General features: G+C 54.2%; 17 protein-coding genes. 5 read left to right on the top strand and 12 right to left on the bottom strand.

Annotation, left to right across the window (positions count from 1 at the left end):
• Positions 1-9: 9 nt before the first annotated feature.
• The 7 genes from hrpB to F457_RS0108000 all read right to left on the bottom strand — a co-directional run bounded on the left by hrpB (position 10) and on the right by F457_RS0108000 (position 6,900).
• Positions 10-2,487, bottom strand: a complete 2,478-nt coding sequence (hrpB, locus tag F457_RS0107970; RefSeq protein ID WP_018980609.1) for an ATP-dependent helicase HrpB — start codon at positions 2,485-2,487, stop codon at positions 10-12.
• Positions 2,488-2,499: 12 nt separating this feature from the next.
• Positions 2,500-3,336 (bottom strand): NADPH-dependent oxidoreductase, encoded by an 837-nt coding sequence (locus F457_RS0107975; RefSeq protein ID WP_018980610.1) that lies wholly within the window; start codon positions 3,334-3,336, stop codon positions 2,500-2,502.
• A 7-nt stretch (positions 3,337-3,343) separates the two neighbouring features.
• Positions 3,344-3,883, bottom strand: a complete 540-nt coding sequence (locus tag F457_RS0107980; protein WP_018980611.1) for an adenine phosphoribosyltransferase — start codon at positions 3,881-3,883, stop codon at positions 3,344-3,346.
• 91 nt (positions 3,884-3,974) lie between these two features.
• The gene (locus F457_RS0107985) at positions 3,975-4,274 is read right to left on the bottom strand and encodes a putative quinol monooxygenase (protein ID WP_018980612.1); all 300 of its coding nucleotides are present in this window, start codon (positions 4,272-4,274) and stop codon (positions 3,975-3,977) included.
• Between the two features lie 83 nt (positions 4,275-4,357).
• A complete protein-coding gene (locus F457_RS0107990) occupies positions 4,358-5,626 on the bottom strand; it encodes a multidrug effflux MFS transporter (RefSeq protein WP_018980613.1) in 1,269 nt (422 codons plus the stop codon).
• A 1-nt stretch (position 5,627) separates the two neighbouring features.
• Entirely contained in the window at positions 5,628-6,281 is a 654-nt protein-coding gene (locus tag F457_RS12625; protein ID WP_018980614.1) for a TVP38/TMEM64 family protein, read from the bottom strand.
• A gap of 43 nt (positions 6,282-6,324) precedes the next feature.
• Positions 6,325-6,900 (bottom strand): NUDIX domain-containing protein, encoded by a 576-nt coding sequence (locus F457_RS0108000; RefSeq protein WP_018980615.1) that lies wholly within the window; start codon positions 6,898-6,900, stop codon positions 6,325-6,327.
• A gap of 250 nt (positions 6,901-7,150) precedes the next feature.
• Here F457_RS0108000 and F457_RS0108005 point away from each other — a divergent pair, with 250 nt between their 5' ends.
• Both F457_RS0108005 and F457_RS0108010 read left to right on the top strand, forming a co-directional pair.
• The gene (locus F457_RS0108005) at positions 7,151-8,386 is read left to right on the top strand and encodes an MFS transporter (protein WP_018980616.1); all 1,236 of its coding nucleotides are present in this window, start codon (positions 7,151-7,153) and stop codon (positions 8,384-8,386) included.
• A gap of 83 nt (positions 8,387-8,469) precedes the next feature.
• Complete coding sequence (locus F457_RS0108010; protein WP_018980617.1) at positions 8,470-9,015, top strand: LOG family protein; 546 nt, start codon at positions 8,470-8,472, stop codon at positions 9,013-9,015.
• Between the two features lie 74 nt (positions 9,016-9,089).
• On the opposite strand, the gene murA is transcribed toward F457_RS0108010, so the two are convergent.
• Positions 9,090-10,358 (bottom strand): UDP-N-acetylglucosamine 1-carboxyvinyltransferase, encoded by a 1,269-nt coding sequence (murA, locus tag F457_RS0108015; RefSeq protein ID WP_018980618.1) that lies wholly within the window; start codon positions 10,356-10,358, stop codon positions 9,090-9,092.
• A gap of 9 nt (positions 10,359-10,367) precedes the next feature.
• On the bottom strand, positions 10,368-10,919 hold the full coding sequence (gene dcd / locus F457_RS0108020; RefSeq protein WP_018980619.1) for a dCTP deaminase: 552 nt from the start codon (positions 10,917-10,919) through the stop codon (positions 10,368-10,370).
• Between the two features lie 308 nt (positions 10,920-11,227).
• On the opposite strand from dcd, the gene wrbA reads away from it, so the two are divergent.
• Complete coding sequence (gene wrbA / locus F457_RS0108025; protein ID WP_018980620.1) at positions 11,228-11,899, top strand: NAD(P)H:quinone oxidoreductase; 672 nt, start codon at positions 11,228-11,230, stop codon at positions 11,897-11,899.
• A 50-nt stretch (positions 11,900-11,949) separates the two neighbouring features.
• Here the strand turns inward: wrbA and F457_RS13945 are convergent, their stop codons facing one another.
• From F457_RS13945 to F457_RS0108040, 3 genes are read right to left on the bottom strand one after another with little or no spacing between them, the layout of a single operon-like run.
• Entirely contained in the window at positions 11,950-12,093 is a 144-nt protein-coding gene (locus F457_RS13945) for a hypothetical protein (RefSeq protein WP_018980621.1), read from the bottom strand.
• On the bottom strand, positions 12,090-13,283 hold the full coding sequence (locus tag F457_RS0108035; RefSeq protein ID WP_018980622.1) for a glycosyltransferase family 4 protein: 1,194 nt from the start codon (positions 13,281-13,283) through the stop codon (positions 12,090-12,092). The genes F457_RS13945 and F457_RS0108035 overlap by 4 nt, the downstream gene beginning before the upstream one ends.
• Positions 13,284-13,296: 13 nt before the next feature.
• A complete protein-coding gene (locus F457_RS0108040; RefSeq protein WP_245539130.1) occupies positions 13,297-14,394 on the bottom strand; it encodes a hypothetical protein in 1,098 nt (365 codons plus the stop codon).
• Between the two features lie 367 nt (positions 14,395-14,761).
• Here F457_RS0108040 and dnaK point away from each other — a divergent pair, with 367 nt between their 5' ends.
• The gene (gene dnaK, locus F457_RS0108045) at positions 14,762-16,669 is read left to right on the top strand and encodes a molecular chaperone DnaK (protein WP_018980624.1); all 1,908 of its coding nucleotides are present in this window, start codon (positions 14,762-14,764) and stop codon (positions 16,667-16,669) included.
• Between the two features lie 136 nt (positions 16,670-16,805).
• Positions 16,806-17,951: a molecular chaperone DnaJ gene (gene dnaJ / locus F457_RS0108050; RefSeq protein WP_018980625.1), complete on the top strand. Its 1,146-nt coding sequence runs from the start codon at positions 16,806-16,808 to the stop codon at positions 17,949-17,951.
• The last annotated feature ends 381 nt before the right edge of the window (positions 17,952-18,332 follow it).

Genomic DNA, 18,332 nt, shown 5'->3' on the forward strand with positions numbered 1-18,332 from the left:
ATATCCGCTTTAGCGTGATCGTCTTTTAGGCGAAGACGGCTCCGCTTGAGCAGGATTCTCTGGCCAATCATGCCGTGGATAGCGCCCGCGCATATCACGGCGCATATCCAACCAGCCTTCTTGCCAAAAACGCGCTAAATCCGCCGTCACCGCTTGAGGTCGCCCAGCAGGAGATAACAACACAGCATGCAAAGGCACCTTCCCTCCCACAAGCTCTGGCAGACGCGTGGTGCCATAAAACGCCTGAGCGCGCGTGCTAAGAGCGGGAATTGTGCCAGTATAATCAATCGCGTGCCGCCCTCCCTTGAGCGCAACAGTCGCGGGAAGCTGACGATCCAACTCTTGGCGCTGCGGATAACTCAAGCACGCCTGCAACATCGCCACTACATCCAGCTCTTGAAGCTGAGACAGCCGATCAATCCCGCCCAGCCATGGCTCCAGCCACTCTGGTGATGCGGCCAGTCCATCATCGGACAGATCCGGCAAATCTGGCGCATAATGCGTCCGCGCTAACGCAATTCGTGCTTGAAACTGCCGAGCGCTCGTCGTCCAGTTCACGTAACGAGGGAGGTCGGCGCAGACTTTTTCCATCAAGGCCGGTTGTGCTTCTGCAGGAGTAGCTGGAGCGTTACGATCACGCAAAATGAGCGCACCAAGGCGCAAGCGCTCCCGCATAATCACACGGCCTGACGTGCCGTCAAAGCTCCCTTCACGCTGTTCCGTCAGTTGAGCACGCACAGAAGGGGGGAAATCCTCCACAGTGACCGGGGCTGCCAGCGTGATCTCTGTGCCCCGTTTTACGTGAAACATCGCGGCCGCCAGAAGCTTCTCACGCGACAGATCATCTGAAACGGGTACGCGCGCACTCCCGCCACCTGCCAAACGATAACGCCCATCTGAAGACGTGCGTTGCGCTAAACGATCGGGAAAGCCCGCCGCGATCAACCGCCCCGCATAATGTGGGTCAGGCTCAAGCGTGCGCGTCTCTTTTACCCCCACGCGCCGTAAGAAACGTTGGGCAGACTGACGCAAAAGACGCGTGACCGACCGGGGTACCCGGCTATCCTCACGCGCAAACAACGCCAAACGCTGGCCAATATCCACCGTAGGAGACGCCTTGCTCATCGGACGGCGGAACGGGTCTCTCTCCTCTAACAAAGCCGCCAAGCAAGAGGCTGTCACCTGCTCACGCTCCGTCTGAGCGGCACAGAGCATCGCTGCTAAACGCGGATGTGTGCCCAAGCGCGCCATCGCCCGGCCAAGGGAGGTCAGCTTATCAGCACCGTCTAATGCCCCCAAGGAACGCAGCAGCTCTTGTGCCCCGGCCAAAGCCCCCTCAGCAGGGCTCTCTATGAGGGGAAGTTCAAGCGGCGCGGTGCCCATCGCCTCCTGCCAAGCGGCCGTTATAAGAGCGAAGTCACACAGATCCGCCTCCCGAATAGCCGGGATTTCCTGAACCATCAGCCCGCGCTGCATCATCTCCGACCATAAACGCACGGCAATGCCCGGCGCCTCACGCCCCGCACGCCCGGCGCGTTGCTCAGCCGTCGCGCGTGAGATGCGCCGGCTCTGAAGTTTCGGAAGACCCGTGCTGGGATCACGCTGGGGCAAGCGCCGCCAGCCGCCATCCACCACAACCCTCACACCCGGTACCGTCACCGACGTTTCGGCAATGGACGTGGCCAGCACAATCCGCCGTCCCGAGGTCGGGTCTAACGCCCGCTGCTGATCTTCAACCGATTGTTCCCCATAAAGAGGGAATACAGGGTAACGCTCCCCCAAAGCCGCTTCTGTGCGCCGTATCTCCCCGACACCGGGAAGAAACGCCAAGATCGACCCATCTTCCTCACTCCAGATGGAGCGGATCGCCTCAGCACAACGCTCTGGAAGCTCACGCTGATGGGTAAGATCACGACGATAACGTAGCTCAACAGGGTATTGCCGCCCTGCACTTTCAATCAATGGCGCATTGAGACGCTGGGTGAAGATCTTCCCCTCCAACGTCGCGGACATCGCCACAAGACGCAGCTCTGGGCGGAAACTCCGCTGCACATCCAGCGCAAAAGCGAGAGCGGTATCGCCATCCAGTGACCGCTCATGCACCTCGTCAAAGAGGATCGCACTCACCCCGTCAAGGAGCGGATCACTCAGCAAACGGCGCACCAGCAGCCCTTCTGTGACCACCTCAATACGCGTTTGGGCCGATACAGCGCGGTCTGTGCGTGTGCGATAGCCCACCGTCTCGCCCGGTTTTTGCCCCAACAACGCCGCCATACGCGCCGCAGCCGCCCGCACGGCCACACGGCGCGGCTCTACGACGATAATCCGCCCGCCCCCCAACCATGCCGCTTGATGTTCAAGAAGCGCCAGCGGCACTGTTGTGGTCTTCCCTGCCCCCGGAGGCGCAACGAGCACGGCATTCGCTCCGTGCTCCAGCACATCATGAAGACGCGGTAAGATTTCTGCGACAGGGAGGGAGGGCAGCATTCACACCGTCCCTTAACGCAGTGGGAAACCAAGGCGATTAAGCACGTCGCGCATCACATGCCGCCCGCCCAGACCACGCGTCTGCGCAATGCGAGAGGCAACCGTCTGTGTCCAGCGACGTGACGGCAGACCTTGCTCCTGCTGATACGCATCAGCGCGCTGATTATACGTATCAATCGGTTCTTCTTCACTCTCATGGTCATAACGCTCACGATGCAGCACCACATCCTGACCAAGGCGCGGTTTAATGCCACCTGCTGCGTCCTCTGCTGGATGACCAACACACATCCCCACCACAGCGACCGTGCGCGATGGCAGACCCAGCACAGAAGCAACAGCTTCCGGGTCATTGCGCAATCCACCAATATACACAGTGCCTAGACCAAGCGACTCAAAGGCCAGCACAGCATTCTGAGCAGCAATGCCCGTATCGAGCGTCGCCATTAGGAAGCTTTCTTCATAGGCTAAGGCCTCAGCCTCGCTCGCTCCTTCACGCTGTGTGATGCGCTCAAGGCGTGATAAATCCACAACCCAAGCAAGGAAGAGCGGCGCTTGAGCAACATAAGACTGCCCACCTGAGAGCTCCGCAAGGCGCGAACGCGTCGCTTGATCTTCCACCGCGATGACAGACCAGTTTTGTAAATTAGATGAGGTCGCCCCCGACGATGCCGCCGCGATCCCGGCCTCAAGAGCCCCTGCTGGCAGCGGGTCGCTCTTATAATGCCGCACACTCCGATGCGCAAAAAGCTGGCGAAGAACGGGATTGTCCGGGAGGTTCACCGGCGCATCATGCCGATAACGCTGCGCCCAAAGCTCGGTCGTCTTCTTTGAAAGATCAGTTTGCGTCATAAAATTCTCAGTCCTCATACGTCAGCAGAGATGTCACCGGCACATCCAGCTTCTCACGCCCTTTCAGCGCAGCCAGCTCAATGAGGACAGAGGCCCCCACGACATGGGCCCCTGCTTTACGCAGCAAATCAACCGATGCCGCTAGCGTGCCCCCTGTTGCAAGAAGATCATCCAACACCACCACACGCTGGCCGGGGCGCACAGCATCCACCTGTAGGTGCAGCTCATCATGACCATATTCGAGCCCATAGGCATGAGAGATCGTTTCACCCGGCAGCTTGCCCGGCTTGCGCAACATCGTGAAGCCGCACCCAAGACGCATCGCCAACGGGGCTGCCGTAAGAAAGCCGCGGCTTTCAATGCCAGCCAGCATATCAGGCTGAAATTTCAACACACTCTCGGCTAAACGCGCGGTCGCGATCTGCCAAGCATCCGCATTCCGAATGAGGGTAGAAATATCGTAGAAAAGAATCCCAGCTTTAGGGAAATCGGGCACTTCACGGATGTAACGCTTCAGATCAAGCGGTGCAGGGTCTTGGTACGACATGAGGGCGAGCCTTCTTTAAAGAGCATAGTCAACATCAATACAGTAAGGCCCCTCTGTAAGGGAGCCTGTGCCCCGGCTCAAGCCTCCATCGTTAGGAAGCGCGTACCTCTTTGGTAAAGATATTGGTGATCTGCCCGCCTAAAGCGTCAATCTCAGCAAAAATGGTGGTTATCGCCTTGTCTTTAAGATGCACGTCTAAATGCGTCTCACTCACCCATTCTTCATGAATGGTGAAGACGCCGCGTGCTCGAATATCATGAGAGACAACAAAGCGCTGACACCCGTCATACGCACGCAACATCGGCAAATGGCGCTGAAACAGAGCAAGCCCCTCATCATGACGGCTTTCAGGAAACGTCACAATGGCCGTCACACCAACAGATTCAGTCATAACAAGGCACTCCCTCTTTTATCGAACGAGCAGATTAAAGACCTGCTCACAGGCATTCAAACGCACCATAGAGAGCGGTCAACCTACCCTCTCCGGGGATAATAGGCCAAAACCAACATAACAAGAAACGCGATCAGCAGCATAACAGCCATCGGGATCGCCGTTCCCACAGGAAGGAGCGAGAACAGCACACTGGCTACCATGCCCATCACATATTGCCCTGTACCAGCCAAAGCGGCCGCAGACCCAGCATTATGCGCCTGATAGCGTAGCGCTCCAGCCATCGCATTCGGCCCAATCGCACCACCTGGCCCTAGGACTAACAGCATGATGACAATCATTGGCCAGAGATACATGCCGTTCAAATGCCCTAAAGGGGCACTCTCTATCGCAGACCAAACTGCCAAAACAACGAAAGCGAGCGCGGCAACCGTGCTCCAAATAAGGGCTGTCCTCAAAATGCCCTCACTTGAAAAACGGTCAACAAGCAGCGCATTGAGCTGTGACGTGCCGATCATAAACACCGCAAACAACCCAAAGAGCATCCCATAATGAAACGGAGAGAGATGAAACACGCTCTCAAACAAAAAGGGAGCCGCTGTCAGGTAGGTAAAGGTCACAAACCCTTGAACCATCCAAATAAGCCCATTCAGGCAAAAATGCGGTTCACAGAAGGTCTTACCATACCGCACCAGCACCGCTTTCATCTGCACGGGTTGCCGTCGAATAGGCAGCAGCGTTTCAGGCAAGAAGAGCGCTACAAGGACGAAACCCAGTAGGCCATATAAAGACGTTGCCCAGAAAATATCGCGCCAGCCAATAAATTGCAGCGCGAACCCACCCAAAGCCGGCGCCAAAATCGGCACCACCCCTTGCACGATAATCAGGCGTGACATCATCTTCGCAGAGGCGTCCCCGTAGGTGAGATCACGCACACAGGCATTCGGCACGACCAAACTCGCCGCCCCCATCAAGGCAGCGATAAAGCGAAAGACGCACATCAAGGTCATCGTTGGTGCCAAGGCACAGCCCGCCGCCGCAATGGCGTAACATAATGTCCCCACCAGCAGCGGCATCCGGCGCCCAAAACGATCGGTAAGCGGGCCAACACTCATCTGTCCAATGGCGAGACCCGCCACCCAAGCGGCCATCGTCAAACTACCAGAACCAGCGGCTGCACCCAGCTGGTGTTCCATTTCTGGCAATGCAGGCAGGTAAATGTCCGTCGAGACAGGCCCAACGGCCGTTAAGCAGCCCAGCAGAAGAGGCACCCAAAAAGGAAGCGGTTGACCAGGGGTGAGAGTACGGTCAAAAAAGGGCCGTTCAAACGAAAAACGCTTTGAAACTGACATACTACTCCCTCCCCTCTGATAGAGCCATGGGCTGTGCTCCATAGGAGCGATATCGCCTGATCATGACGACGCCAAGAACTGTTGACAGCACAAACAACACAGCACTCAAGATCATTTCGGTTTGATGGCCAACCGGCAAGCCACTGCCCACAAGCACGAAAATAAGATTTTGAGGCACGCCCCCCAAAGCTGTCGCCCCTGCAAAGGCAAGCACCGGGATGCGAAGCCCCCCTGATAAAGTCGAAACCAGCAACGACGACCCTACCGGCAGTAAACGCACACTCAGCACGGCCTTAAATGGTGCACGACGCATAAAAGCGACCATCGGTTTTATAAGCCTCAAGGAACGGCCCACACCAAAGAGACGACCGCCGCTATAGCTCACGAGAGCGCCTGCTTCATACGCCACACTGCACAGCACAAAGCCCTCCAGCACGCCAAACCCGGCTCCAGCCATGAGGCAAAGCGCCTGCCTTGGCAGGCCCGCTGCGCAATAAGGCACCGCAAAGACCAAAAACCACCAGCCTGCCCAAGGGCCACGGCACCATGATTGACTGCTCTGCACGATGTGCTGTGCCAGAGGGATGCGCCACACCACCAACGGCACAACGATCAACGCGATAACAAGAACAAACGGACGAGCAAACTCTCTCAAGGCACCTCTCCGCTGGGGAGCCCCACTGCGGAGCCTTCCTCAGTCAGATCAACCCCCGTGCCCGAATCTGCGCAAAGGCCGCTATAGTCACCATGCACGTGATATCCCCTCGGGCAATCATGGATTCAAACTCTGCCAACGGAAAATCATGCACCGTCATATCCGCTTCGGTCGCTTCACGCTCCGATGCACCACGCTCAAGATTACGGGCTAAAAAGACATGACCCTTCTGTGTGGAATAACCGGCCCCCTGATAAAGCGTGCCTGCATGGATAAGCTCTCCAGCACGTAGGCCAGTTTCCTCGCGCAGCTCTCCCAAGGCGACCTCTTCAGGAGTCGCATCATCGCGAGTCTCCCACATACCCATTGGGAATTCCCACAAACGCTTGCCAACAGGGTACCGAAATTGCTGCACAAGAGACACGTCGCCATTTTTATGCTGTGGCAAAATAACGGCAAACATGCCTCGCTCTACGATCCCATACAGTCCCTCTTTCCCACTTGGATGGATAATTTTATCCTCACGCATCGCTGTCCAAGGGTTTCGATAGACCTCTTCGGTAGAAAGGAGCTGATAACCAGCCTCTTTTTGGGCTTTCCGGATTGTGTCATCTGTCATCAGGAAAGCACTCCTTCTGCTTAAGTAACATGCCAATTACGGGCTGTTTCCCCTAGGCGAACAGCCACATATAAGAAAAATAAAAACAGGTTCAACCCACCTGTTGCATGGCTGCCATGACACTGTCTAAAAAAAGGGTTAGCGTTCCACCCGTGACGAACCGCTTCTTCTCTCCTATGGTGACTCAACCAATACCGCCCCCTAACCTTTTATATGGAGGCGGAGCAGAATGCTGCAAAGGGGAATATTAATGTCGGAAGAAGAAACCCTTACAGGCTCGCCGACCCTCCGGGTGATGCCCGTCGTCTTTTTCAACCTTCTCGTTTACGTTGTTATCGGTCTGCCTAATGCTGTCATTGGGGCTCAGTTTGTTCATCAGACACTGGGGTTCCCAACAGCCGTCGCAGGTATGACGATTACCCTCCAATATCTCGGAACATTTCTGACCCGCCTCGTTGCTGGTCAACTTGTTGACCATCAAGGCCCTAAAAAGATCCTTCGTTACGGCCTGATCGCTTGTACTATTTCTGGCCTTCTCATGTGCCTTGCCGCAGCCATCCCTGGCTTGATGGGCATGAACAGCGCAACCCGCTATGTCGCCCTAGGGGTCGCTTTGTTAAGCCGCCTTTTCATCGGCTGGGCTGAAAGCTGGACGGCAACATCCGTTACCACATGGAATATCCGTCGCGTTGGGCCCAAACATACCTCCGTGGCTATTTCTTGGAATGGTGTAACGTCTTATGGCGGCATCGCACTGGGCGTTATTATAGGGAAATTTCTTGGCAGCTTTATGCCCGCAATTAGCCTAATGCCTGTAGGATTTGCCGCAACCGCTATGGGCATCTTCGGCTCTGCCCTCCTGTGCTTCTATACAGGGGTGAAACCATTGCCTGCCAAAGGTGAACCGATGTCCTTCTTTAAGGCCCTGCGTAAAGTATTGCCTTACGGCGCTGCCTTAGCCGCTGGGTCCTTCGGCTTCGGCACGGTTAATGGGTATTTATCCATCTATTACAGTGCCAATAACTGGGGCAATGTTGGTGTCGCTTTCTCCACCTTCGCTATCGTTTTTGTCCTTGTGCGAATTCTGTTTTCTTCACAGATCGACAAACGAGGTGGTGTTCCCGTTGCCTATGTGTCTCTGGTGACAGAAGCCGTCGCTATGGCTTGTTTTTGCTTGATCCATTCGTCTACTGGCGGCCTCATCGGTGCAGCATTGACAGGTGCCGGGTTCTCCCTCCTTTTCCCAGCAATGGGTACGATGGCCGTGCAAACAGATGGGCCAGAATTTGGCGGGATCCTTATCGCAGCATATTCTGTCTTTACTGACCTCACCATTGCCATTGTCGGCCCACTTATGGGAGCGATTCAAGGTAGTCTCGGCTGGTCAACCATGTTTGCTATTGTTGGTATCCTCTGCGCAAGCGGGATATTCTTCAGTTCTATTCTGTCACGCATTCCTGGATGTGGTATTCAAAAAACCACGTAAACTCTCACTCTTGCCTTAGGCATGAGCGATCAAACGCTGGGGGATCTTCCTCCAGCGTTTTTTATGGAGGAGTCTTTTCCGCTATGTCTCTTAAAACCTGCTCGGTCTTCTGCGGCTCCCGCAGTGGTCATTCTCCACGTTATACAGAAGTAGCGCGCACTTTAGGCGAAGCATTAGCCCATAACGGTTTGACCTTAGTCTATGGTGGTGGACAAGCCGGGCTTATGGGCAGTGTTGCAGATGCTACCCTCAGAGCAGGCGGGCCTGTCAAAGGCATTATCCCCTCTTTCCTTGAAGCCCGTGAAGTGCTTCACGCAGGGGTGACAGACCTAGACGTGACAGAAGATATGCCTAGCCGCAAAGCCAAGCTTTTTGACCTTGCTGACGCGTATATCATCCTACCTGGCGGATTTGGTACGTTAGATGAATTTGCTGAAGTGCTGGTGAACAAACAGCTTGGCCTGCATAACAAGCCAATCATTATCCTCAATGTAGAAGAATGGGCGAACCCGCTTCTCGCCACTCTGCAAGCCTCTATCACGCAAGGGTTTGCAGAAGATCACGCTCAACAATTTTATTCTGTGGTAGAAAGCGTTCCCGCAGCTATTGAGCTGCTCAAAAAAGCGTAATACGGCGCATTTTTTGCGCGTAAGGGCGGTGCTTCTCTCTGTCAGAAGAACACCGCCCTCTACCCGTCACCGTGCTACTCGGTGTCTTTGACGCGTTTAATCACCGCGCCACAGGCTGATAACTTACGATCAACCCCTTCATACCCTCTATCGAGATGATAAATCCGACTCAACCGCGTCTCGCCCTGCGCCACAAGGGCTGCGACGATGAGAGAGAAAGAAGCCCGCAGATCCGTCGCCATAACAGGCGCCCCTGACAGAGACGGCACGCCACGAATAATAGCCGAGCGCCCTTGGATATTAATATTCGCACCCATTCGGTTCAGCTCTGGAACATGCATGAAACGATTTTCAAAAATCGTTTCAGTCATCAACGACGCCCCCTCTGCGACAGATAGCATCGCCATAAATTGCGCCTGCATATCGGTCGGAAAGCCGGGGTAAGGCTCCGTTGTTAAATCAATCCCCGTGAGTTTCCCTTCGCTACGCACACGGATACCGCGCGCATCTTCATCCACACGCACACCCGCGTGACGAAGAGCCTGCAAGACCGCTTCCTGATCACCAACGCGGCCGCCTTCTAAAAGAACATCTCCACCGGCAATACCAACAGCACAGGCATAGGTGCCACACTCGATACGGTCCGGCATGACGCTGTAACGAGCACCATGAAGACGCTCGACCCCTTCAATCACGAGGGTATCGGATGCCTCACGCGTAATACGAGCTCCCATCGCGTTTAGGCAATTGGCCAGATCGGCAATCTCAGGCTCACGCGCGGCATTGACGATCTCTGTCGTCCCTTTCGCTAAAGTGGCTGCCATGAGGATATTTTCCGTTGCCCCTACACTTGGAAAAGGCAGAACAATACGCGCCCCTTTAAGGCCACCGCCGGGCGCTTGCGCATTGATATATCCCCCCTCAAGCGTGATCGTCGCGCCTAGGGCTTCAAAGCCTTTAAGGTGCAAATCCACAGGACGTGTGCCAATCGCACAGCCCCCCGGGAGAGACACCCGCGCCTCCCCTTCGCGCGCGAGGAGAGGGCCCAACACCAAAATGGACGCACGCATCTTCGCGACAATATCATACGGCGCTTCAACAGAGCTTGCCCGGCCGCTCACACTCAAACAATGCGGGCCGTCCACCTCTTCCACACTGAGGCCAAGGCCCGTCAGCAGGCTGCGCATCGTGCGGATATCGGCAATATTGGGCACATTAGACAGAATTAATGGCCCGTCAGACAACAAGGCCGCCACCATCAATTTTAGGCCAGAATTCTTCGCCCCGCCGAGGGCAATATCACCATGAAGGCGTTGTCCGCCTTGGATAAGGAATTGATCCATAATGCTCTCTTAAAGCCGAGGTGGCGTCACGCCTGTTTGGTTCATATATTTACCCGCACGGTCGCCATAGCTCACCTCGCACGGGCTGTCCCCTTTAAAGAACAGGAACTGGCAAATGCCTTCATTGGCATAAATACGGGCTGGAAGAGGCGTCGTATTGCTGATCTCGATCGTCACTTGTCCTTCCCATTCAGGCTCAAGTGGTGTGACATTTACGATAATGCCACAACGAGCATAGGTTGATTTACCCAAGCAAACGACAAGCGTATCACGCGGAATTTTAAAATGCTCAATCGTATGAGCCAGCGCGAAACTATTGGGAGGGATTGTAATATCCCCACGCCGTGTCACAAAACTATTGGGCTCAAACTTCTTGGGGTCCACCACAGCGCTATCCACATCGGTAAAAATATGGAACTCGTCCGCTACCCGCGCGTCATAGCCATAAGATGACAGGCCGTAAGAGATAACCCCCTCACGTTTTTGGGCTTCTACAAACGGCTCGATCATACCGTTTTCCAGAGCCATACGGCGAATCCAGTGGTCAGGCATGACCGGCATGGTAGTACTCCTTGATTGTCAAAGCTCTCTCTCGCTGTAACGAGGCATGCGCCCAGACGCAACGTAAGAAGCGTATAAAACACCGCTTCACGGCAGAATTCTGTTCACAGAGCGCTTTTTAGCCCCAACACCCACCGTTTGGGCCTCCCTACTATGCATGATAAAAATCGAAACGAACAATTATGCACCATAGGCTTTCTAAACTGATCGTCGTTCTCACCCTTCAGAGCTGCCATACAGAAGAGAAGCGTACGATCTCTCATCATCAAAGATGACCTCTTTTCACATGTTTCGTAAGGAAGAGAACCATGTCATTCCTCTCATCACTTCGGCAGTTCTTTAGCTCCCCCAAAGAGGCGGCCAGCACATCAACACACGCGCCACCTAAGCAAATACGTGTTCTTGTTCTCTATTATTCCTCTTATGGCCATACAGAAACCATAGCCCATGCCATTGCTGAAGGCGCTCGCTCCACCGGGGCTCACGTCGCGATCAAACAAGTGCCAGAGCTCGTGCCTGAAGAGACAGCCCGCGAGAACCACTTTAAGACCGATCAAAGCGCTCCCATCGCGCAACCTGACGAACTTGCAGACTATGATGCGATTATTATCGGCGCCCCGACCCGCTTTGGACGGCAGCCCGCACAAATGGCCAATTTCTGGGATAGAACCGGCACGCTTTGGCTCAAAGGCGCTCTCATTGGGAAGATTGGCGCTGTCTTTACCTCCACGGCAACGCAGCATGGCGGGCAAGAAATGACCCTCTATTCCCTCATGTCCAACCTCCTCCATCACGGGATGGTGGTGACTGGACTACCCTATAGCTTCCAAGGACAGCTCCAACTCGAGACCGTCGCAGGAGGCACCCCTTATGGCGCCAGTACCATCGCTGGAGGTGACGGCTCCCGCACACCAAGCGACATCGAAAAGGACGGCGCCCGGTTTTTGGGAAGCCATGTCGCGCTCTTTGCGCAGAAATGACCGATCTACCCGTCTCTGGGGCGACGAGTAAGGCCTCTTGAGAGGAGGCTTTACTCTTTCTCAGCCGGGCGGCCACGCTGTTGCTGTTTGCGACGCAGCAAATTGGCTCGAAGCGCTTTTGCCTCCCGCGCTAAACGTTCTTCTCGCGCCTGCTCGCCTTTTGTTTTTTCTGTTGTTTTCTTAGCGTCTGTCATGAGAACCCCTCACCTTGTTGTTGATCGAAATGCCCCTGCAAAGATGTGCCCAGTAGCGCGTCATACACCCCAAGTGTCTCCCGCTGCATCTGCTGCTTTGTATAGCGCTTCAGAACATGGGCAACAGCACACTCCCCCATTTCTGCACGATCGTACGGATCCATCATCAAGAACGTCACAATCGCTTTCTCTAACGCCACACTATCCTGAGGGGGCACAAGCAGACCTGTCTCATGCGGAATAATCGTTTCCGCCAACCCACCTTGTGCTGAACCGATCACTGGGCAGCCCATCATTTGTGCTTCAACCGCTACACGCCCAAAAGGTTCCGGACGGCACGACGGCACCACCGCCATATGCGCCAGCGTATAGACTGCGGGCATATCCTCACACGGCCCTACAAAACGCAAGCGATCCGCGATCCCTAAATCGCACGCACGACGATGCACACGGCGTGCAAAAGCTGGGTCTGTCTCCGGCCCGACAAACACACACACCCACGGCACTGCTGGATATTCTGTTGCAAGCTGCCCTAAAGCCTCGACTAACAGTCCGTGGCCTTTCCACGATGTCACCCGACCGGGGAGCACAATCACCGGTTGATCTTCAGGAATATGCCAACGATCCACCAACGCCTGAACACGCGTTCCACTCACCGTCCCCACAGAAAAACGCTGCGGGTCACTCCCACGGGCAATCGTCACCAAACGCTCGGCACTCACCCTATATTCTGCCTGCAAACGCTGCGCGATATGAGAGGACACCGCAATCACCCGATCCCCTTTAAGAAGGCCCGCATTATAAGAACGCTTGATAAAGGAACGCGCTTTATGCACGCCATGCCAGGTCGTCACGAGAGGGATATTCTCGCGCTTGCAGGCCTGCGCTGCTACCCATGCCGGGTAGCGTGACCGCGCATGTACAAGCTGCACCTTGTCACGTCGTATCAGCGCCTGAAGCTCTTTTACCTTACGCCGAAACACAAAGGGCGACCATTTTTTGGGCAAGGGAAGCTCTCGGAACTCCCCCCCTACATAGCGCAAATGTGGCAGAAGAGAGCCACTTTCACTGGCCACAAGCGCCCGCCCGCCGGCTTTCGCAACGGCTTCAGCCATGTCCACAGCGCCCTGCTCTACCCCGCCAATACCAAGACTTGGCAGGAGCTGCAGCACAACGGGTGATGATGTCATGATGTTTCTTTCGTCATCCAGCAGGGATCGTCACAACAGCGCCTGTTCCATGGCTTGTTGCGGCAAGGGCACTGAGCACCTGCACCATAGTAAAAGCTTCCTTACTGCGAAAATCATTATCATCAATCCAATACCAGCGGCCCTTATACTCGACGCTGGCATAGCTATGATCAGGCACATCGCGATCACAATGAATGACCACCTCCGAGCGGTTTTCAATCCCGACTTGCCCGATTGTCGGCGGCGTACGCCCCAGATGCACATCCTTCTCAGGCACCTGCATTTCGTAGGAAAGCTGCGTAAGCATTGCCAGCATTGAGCGCGTTAGAATGGCGATTTGGCCTGCATGTTTTGGATACGGCCCATAAACGATCTCCGCCTCTTGCGCATTAGGGTCAAGATGCAACAACCGCTTCACTTCCGCTTGAATCGCTTGAAGATTGCTATCCGAGGTTGCCGTTAAGACGAGATATGCGTGCTCAGGGCCATCTGTGCTTGGAGTGCCATTACTGCTACCACTGGATGAGGATTTCTTTTTACCAGACGATTCATCAGGCTCATCGGTCGTGATACGCACCGTCATCGCCCCCGCCGCCTGAAGCTGCTTGAGGTCATGCAAAAGCAAGTAAAACCGAACAGACCCCCCACCAAAAGGCCCCGTTCCCAACCCGCGTACATTTGAAAGCCCGTCAATGGACTGCGCCGTTAAACGCAACAGCGTATCAATAGGCATACCCCCCAAGCTCAACGGCATAATCACCGTTGGGGAAATAGGGCGGATGATATTTTCTGCGTATTGTTGCCCAGTCAACGGCTGATACGTCACGGTCGGATTCTCTGCCATAGAGAGCGACCCTTGCCCGAAGAAATAATTGCTCACCGCGGACGCTGGATAACCATAATACCCACCGCTCATGCTGCGCGTGTAGTTATACCCGGCAATAACCTGCGTTGTATCCAGAAACGTTGGCGGGTCTGCATAACGCAAACGCACAATGTTCAGCAGCATTTCACGCTTCTGCGTTTCCCCCAAAGCGCGCGAATACGCCAACTGGTCATGCTGCATTTGCCGAGGGCCTAAGCTGACACAGCCTTGAAACCCACAAAACATCCCCAACCCCATAACCAGCGTTATGATGCGCCTTAGAAACACGGCATCATAACGATACCACGACGAAAAGAAAAAACATTGGAACAGGAGGGCACACTCCGACGACTGTCATAGCTCCCTTGATTGTGGCGCAAGCCGCCCCAGAATGGAAGCCATCTTACCAAGATAATCGCACCATGTACGACAAAAACTCTCGCCCTAACATGTTCTTTACTCTTGAAAATGATCCATAATCTTCTTAGCTTGTCATTATAAGTGAGGTCTAAGATACCTCTGGTAGATTGACCGCATTTTGTTACGTCACAATAGGGTCGCCTCCTGATGCCGCAAAAGGGTCGGGCGCGACCGCTGAAAAGGACAAAGACCTATGGGTAAAGTAATTGGTATTGACCTTGGTACAACCAACTCCTGCGTTGCTGTGCGCGACGGGAATGAAACTAAGGTTATTGAAAACAGCGAAGGCGCACGCACAACCCCATCCGTGGTTGCTTTTACAGATAAAGGTGAGCGCCTTGTTGGTCAGGCTGCAAAACGTCAGGCTGTTACCAACCCAACAAACACACTCTATGCTGTTAAGCGCCTTATTGGCCGTCGTTATGACGACCCAACCGTCGCTAAAGATAAAGAGATGGTTCCGTACGAGATCGTCCGTGGCGACAATGGCGATGCATGGGTGAGCGCACGTGGCGAGAAATACGCCCCTGCACAGATTTCTGCTTTCATCCTCGGTAAGATGAAGGAAACCGCTGAAGCTTATCTTGGCGAGAAAGTGACTGAAGCAGTCATCACCGTCCCTGCTTACTTTAACGATGCACAGCGTCAAGCAACACGTGATGCCGGTCGTATTGCAGGTCTGGATGTCAAGCGCATCATTAACGAGCCAACATCTGCTGCTCTGGCTTATGGTCTGGAAAAGAGCGATTCTGGCCATGTGGCTGTGTATGACTTGGGTGGTGGGACATTCGATATCTCCATCTTGGAAATCTCCGATGGCGTGATTGAAGTGAAATCCACCAACGGTGATACCTTCCTCGGTGGTGAAGACTTCGATAACAAGATCATCGAATTCCTTGCTGACGAATTCAAGCGTGATCAAGGCGTTGACATTCGCGGCGATAAGATGGCTCTGCAGCGCTTAAAAGAAGCCGCTGAAAAAGCAAAGATTGAGCTGTCTTCCGCGAAGGAAACAGAAGTCAACCTGCCCTTCATTACCGCAGACGCTTCTGGCCCTAAGCATTTGGTGGTTCGCGTCAGCCGTGCGAAGCTGGAAAGCTTGGTTGAAGACCTCATCAAGCGCTCCTTGGAACCATGCAAGCAAGCTCTGAAGGATGCTGGCCTGTCCACAAGCGAGATCAATGACGTGATCTTGGTCGGTGGTATGACCCGTATGCCGAAGGTTGTTGAGAGCGTTCAGGAATTCTTCGGGAAAGAACCAGCCCGCAATGTGAACCCAGACGAAGTCGTCGCTATTGGTGCTGGTATTCAGGGCGCCGTGCTGCAGGGTGACGTTAAGGACGTTCTGCTGCTGGACGTGACCCCACTGTCCCTCGGTATTGAAACACTCGGTGGTGTCTTCACCCGTCTGATTGATCGTAACACGACCATTCCGACCAAAAAGAGCCAGACCTTCTCAACTGCCGAAGATAATCAGCCTGCTGTGACCATTAAGGTCTTCCAGGGTGAGCGCGAGATGGCTGCTGACAACAAACTGCTCGGCAACTTTGACCTGCAGGGGATCGCACCAGCTCCACGCGGTGTGCCACAGATTGAAGTGACCTTCGATATTGATGCGAACGGTATCGTCAACGTCTCCGCTAAGGATAAGGCAACGGGTAAGGAACAGAAGATCCAGATCCAAGCCTCTGGTGGTCTGTCCGATGACGACATCGACCGTATGGTGAAGGAAGCTGAAGCAAACGCTGATGCTGACAAAGCCCGTCGTGAGCTCATTGAACAGCGCAACGCTACAGAAGGCCTGATCCATCAGACAGAGAAATCCATCTCTGAAGGTGGGGATAAGGTTCCTGCTGCTGATAAGACCGAAGCAGAAGAAGCCATCAAGGCTGCTCGCGAAGCTCTTGAAGGTGACAATGCTGAAGCGATCAAGAGCGCAAGCGATCGTCTGACACAGGCCGCCATGAAGGTTGGTCAGGCTGTCCATCAGGGTGCTGAAGGCCAGCAAGGTGCTGAAGGGGCTCAAGAGTCTGGTAAGAAAGATGAAGACGTCGTCGATGCTGAATTCGAAGATGTCGATGATAAGAAGAAGAAAGACTAATCAGGCGGAGTGCGTATTAAACTGAGGAAGCCCTTAGTTTAATCCACCCCTGAGGGCGCCTCTTCCCGTTCAAGGGGAGGCGCCCTTTCTTCATGGGGCCCCATCTGCCGATCACCCTCGAGAAATGAGGACCGACATGGCCACAAGTATAGATTATTACGAACTTCTGAGTGTTTCTCGCACCGCAAGTGGTGACGAAATTAAGCGCGCTTATCGCAAGCAAGCCATGCGCTACCACCCAGACCGTAACCCCGGCGATAAAGAAGCAGAACAAAAGTTCAAAGACATCAGCGCCGCTTATGATGTTCTCAAAGATGAACAAAAGCGCGCAGCCTATGACCAGTACGGCCATGAAGCTTTTGAAAGCGGCATGGGCGGCGGAGGCGGCGGCTTCGGCGGTGGTGGTGGCTTTGGCGGCTTCGATGCTGGCGGTCTTGGCGACATCTTTGAACAGATGTTCGGCATGGGCGGTCGTCGTGGTGGCCCGCGCCAACAGAGCGCCGCAGACGTGCAGGTGCAAGTTGAGATCAGTCTTGCTGAAGCCTTTAGTGGCGTTAGCAAAAATGTTGAGGTCAAGACACGCACGAACTGCTCAAGCTGCAACGGCTCCGGCTCTGCTGACCCTAACGCGAAGCGTTCAACCTGTGCGACCTGTCATGGCCGCGGGGTTGTCCGTGCACAACAAGGCTTCTTCCTTGTAGAGCGCCCCTGCCCAACCTGCCATGGCTCTGGCCAAACAGTCGCGAATCCTTGCAAGAGCTGCCAAGGCAGCGGCACGGAAGCTGCTAAGGAAAGTGTCAAAATCGACATCCCAGCCGGGATTGAAGATGGCACCCGCATCCGCGTTGCTGGTAAGGGCGAGTCTGGTGGTGAAGGCATTGTCCCTGGGGATCTGTATGTGCTCGTCACTGTGGAAGGACATGACCTCTTCCAACGTGATGGCGCCAATATTTATTGCCGCGTTCCCCTGCGCCTAACACAGGCCGCCTTGGGCACCGAAATCGAAGTGCCCGTTATTGACGGTAGCCGCACGAAGGTGAAAATCCCTGCTGGAACACAAGCAGGAGAAACATTCCGCCTCCGTGGTAAAGGCTTCTCCGTTCTGCACTCCAGTGCACGTGGGGATATGTATCTTCAGGTTTCTGTTGAAACACCAAAGAACCTCACGAAACGGCAGCGTGAATTATTGGAGGAATTTGAAGACGCCTCTGGCGATAGTCACAAAGCCAGTCCAGAAAGCAGCGGATTTTTTGCCCGCGTTAAAGAATTCTTTGAAAACTAAGGATTCTTTTCCCCCGGAAGAGCAATCTTCCGGGGTTTTTTATTCCTCAAACTGCTTGAAATATTCGGGAGAATGGAGAGGCTTCAGGTTAGGCACGTGTAAGCCATCTTGAAGACTCCAGACAGTAGCCGCCCGCTAAGAAGCCTTCCATCATACATATGTCGATATCTGCCTCTTTTATCTAAGTAAGTGATCTCCTTCTCTATTATCGCCATCTCAAAACAATCCGTTCATTATAAGAATGAATTTCTGCTGGTCATTTGCTCTTTAAGCGCAAGACGATAATCAGACAGATGAATTGGTCATTGACTATGCTTTCTATTCTGAATGTCAGCTATAGATTTAACAAAATTACTCATCTGTCATAACCCTATCTCATAG

The organism is Saccharibacter floricola DSM 15669 (assembly GCF_000378165.1).
Classification (GTDB): domain Bacteria; phylum Pseudomonadota; class Alphaproteobacteria; order Acetobacterales; family Acetobacteraceae; genus Saccharibacter; species Saccharibacter floricola.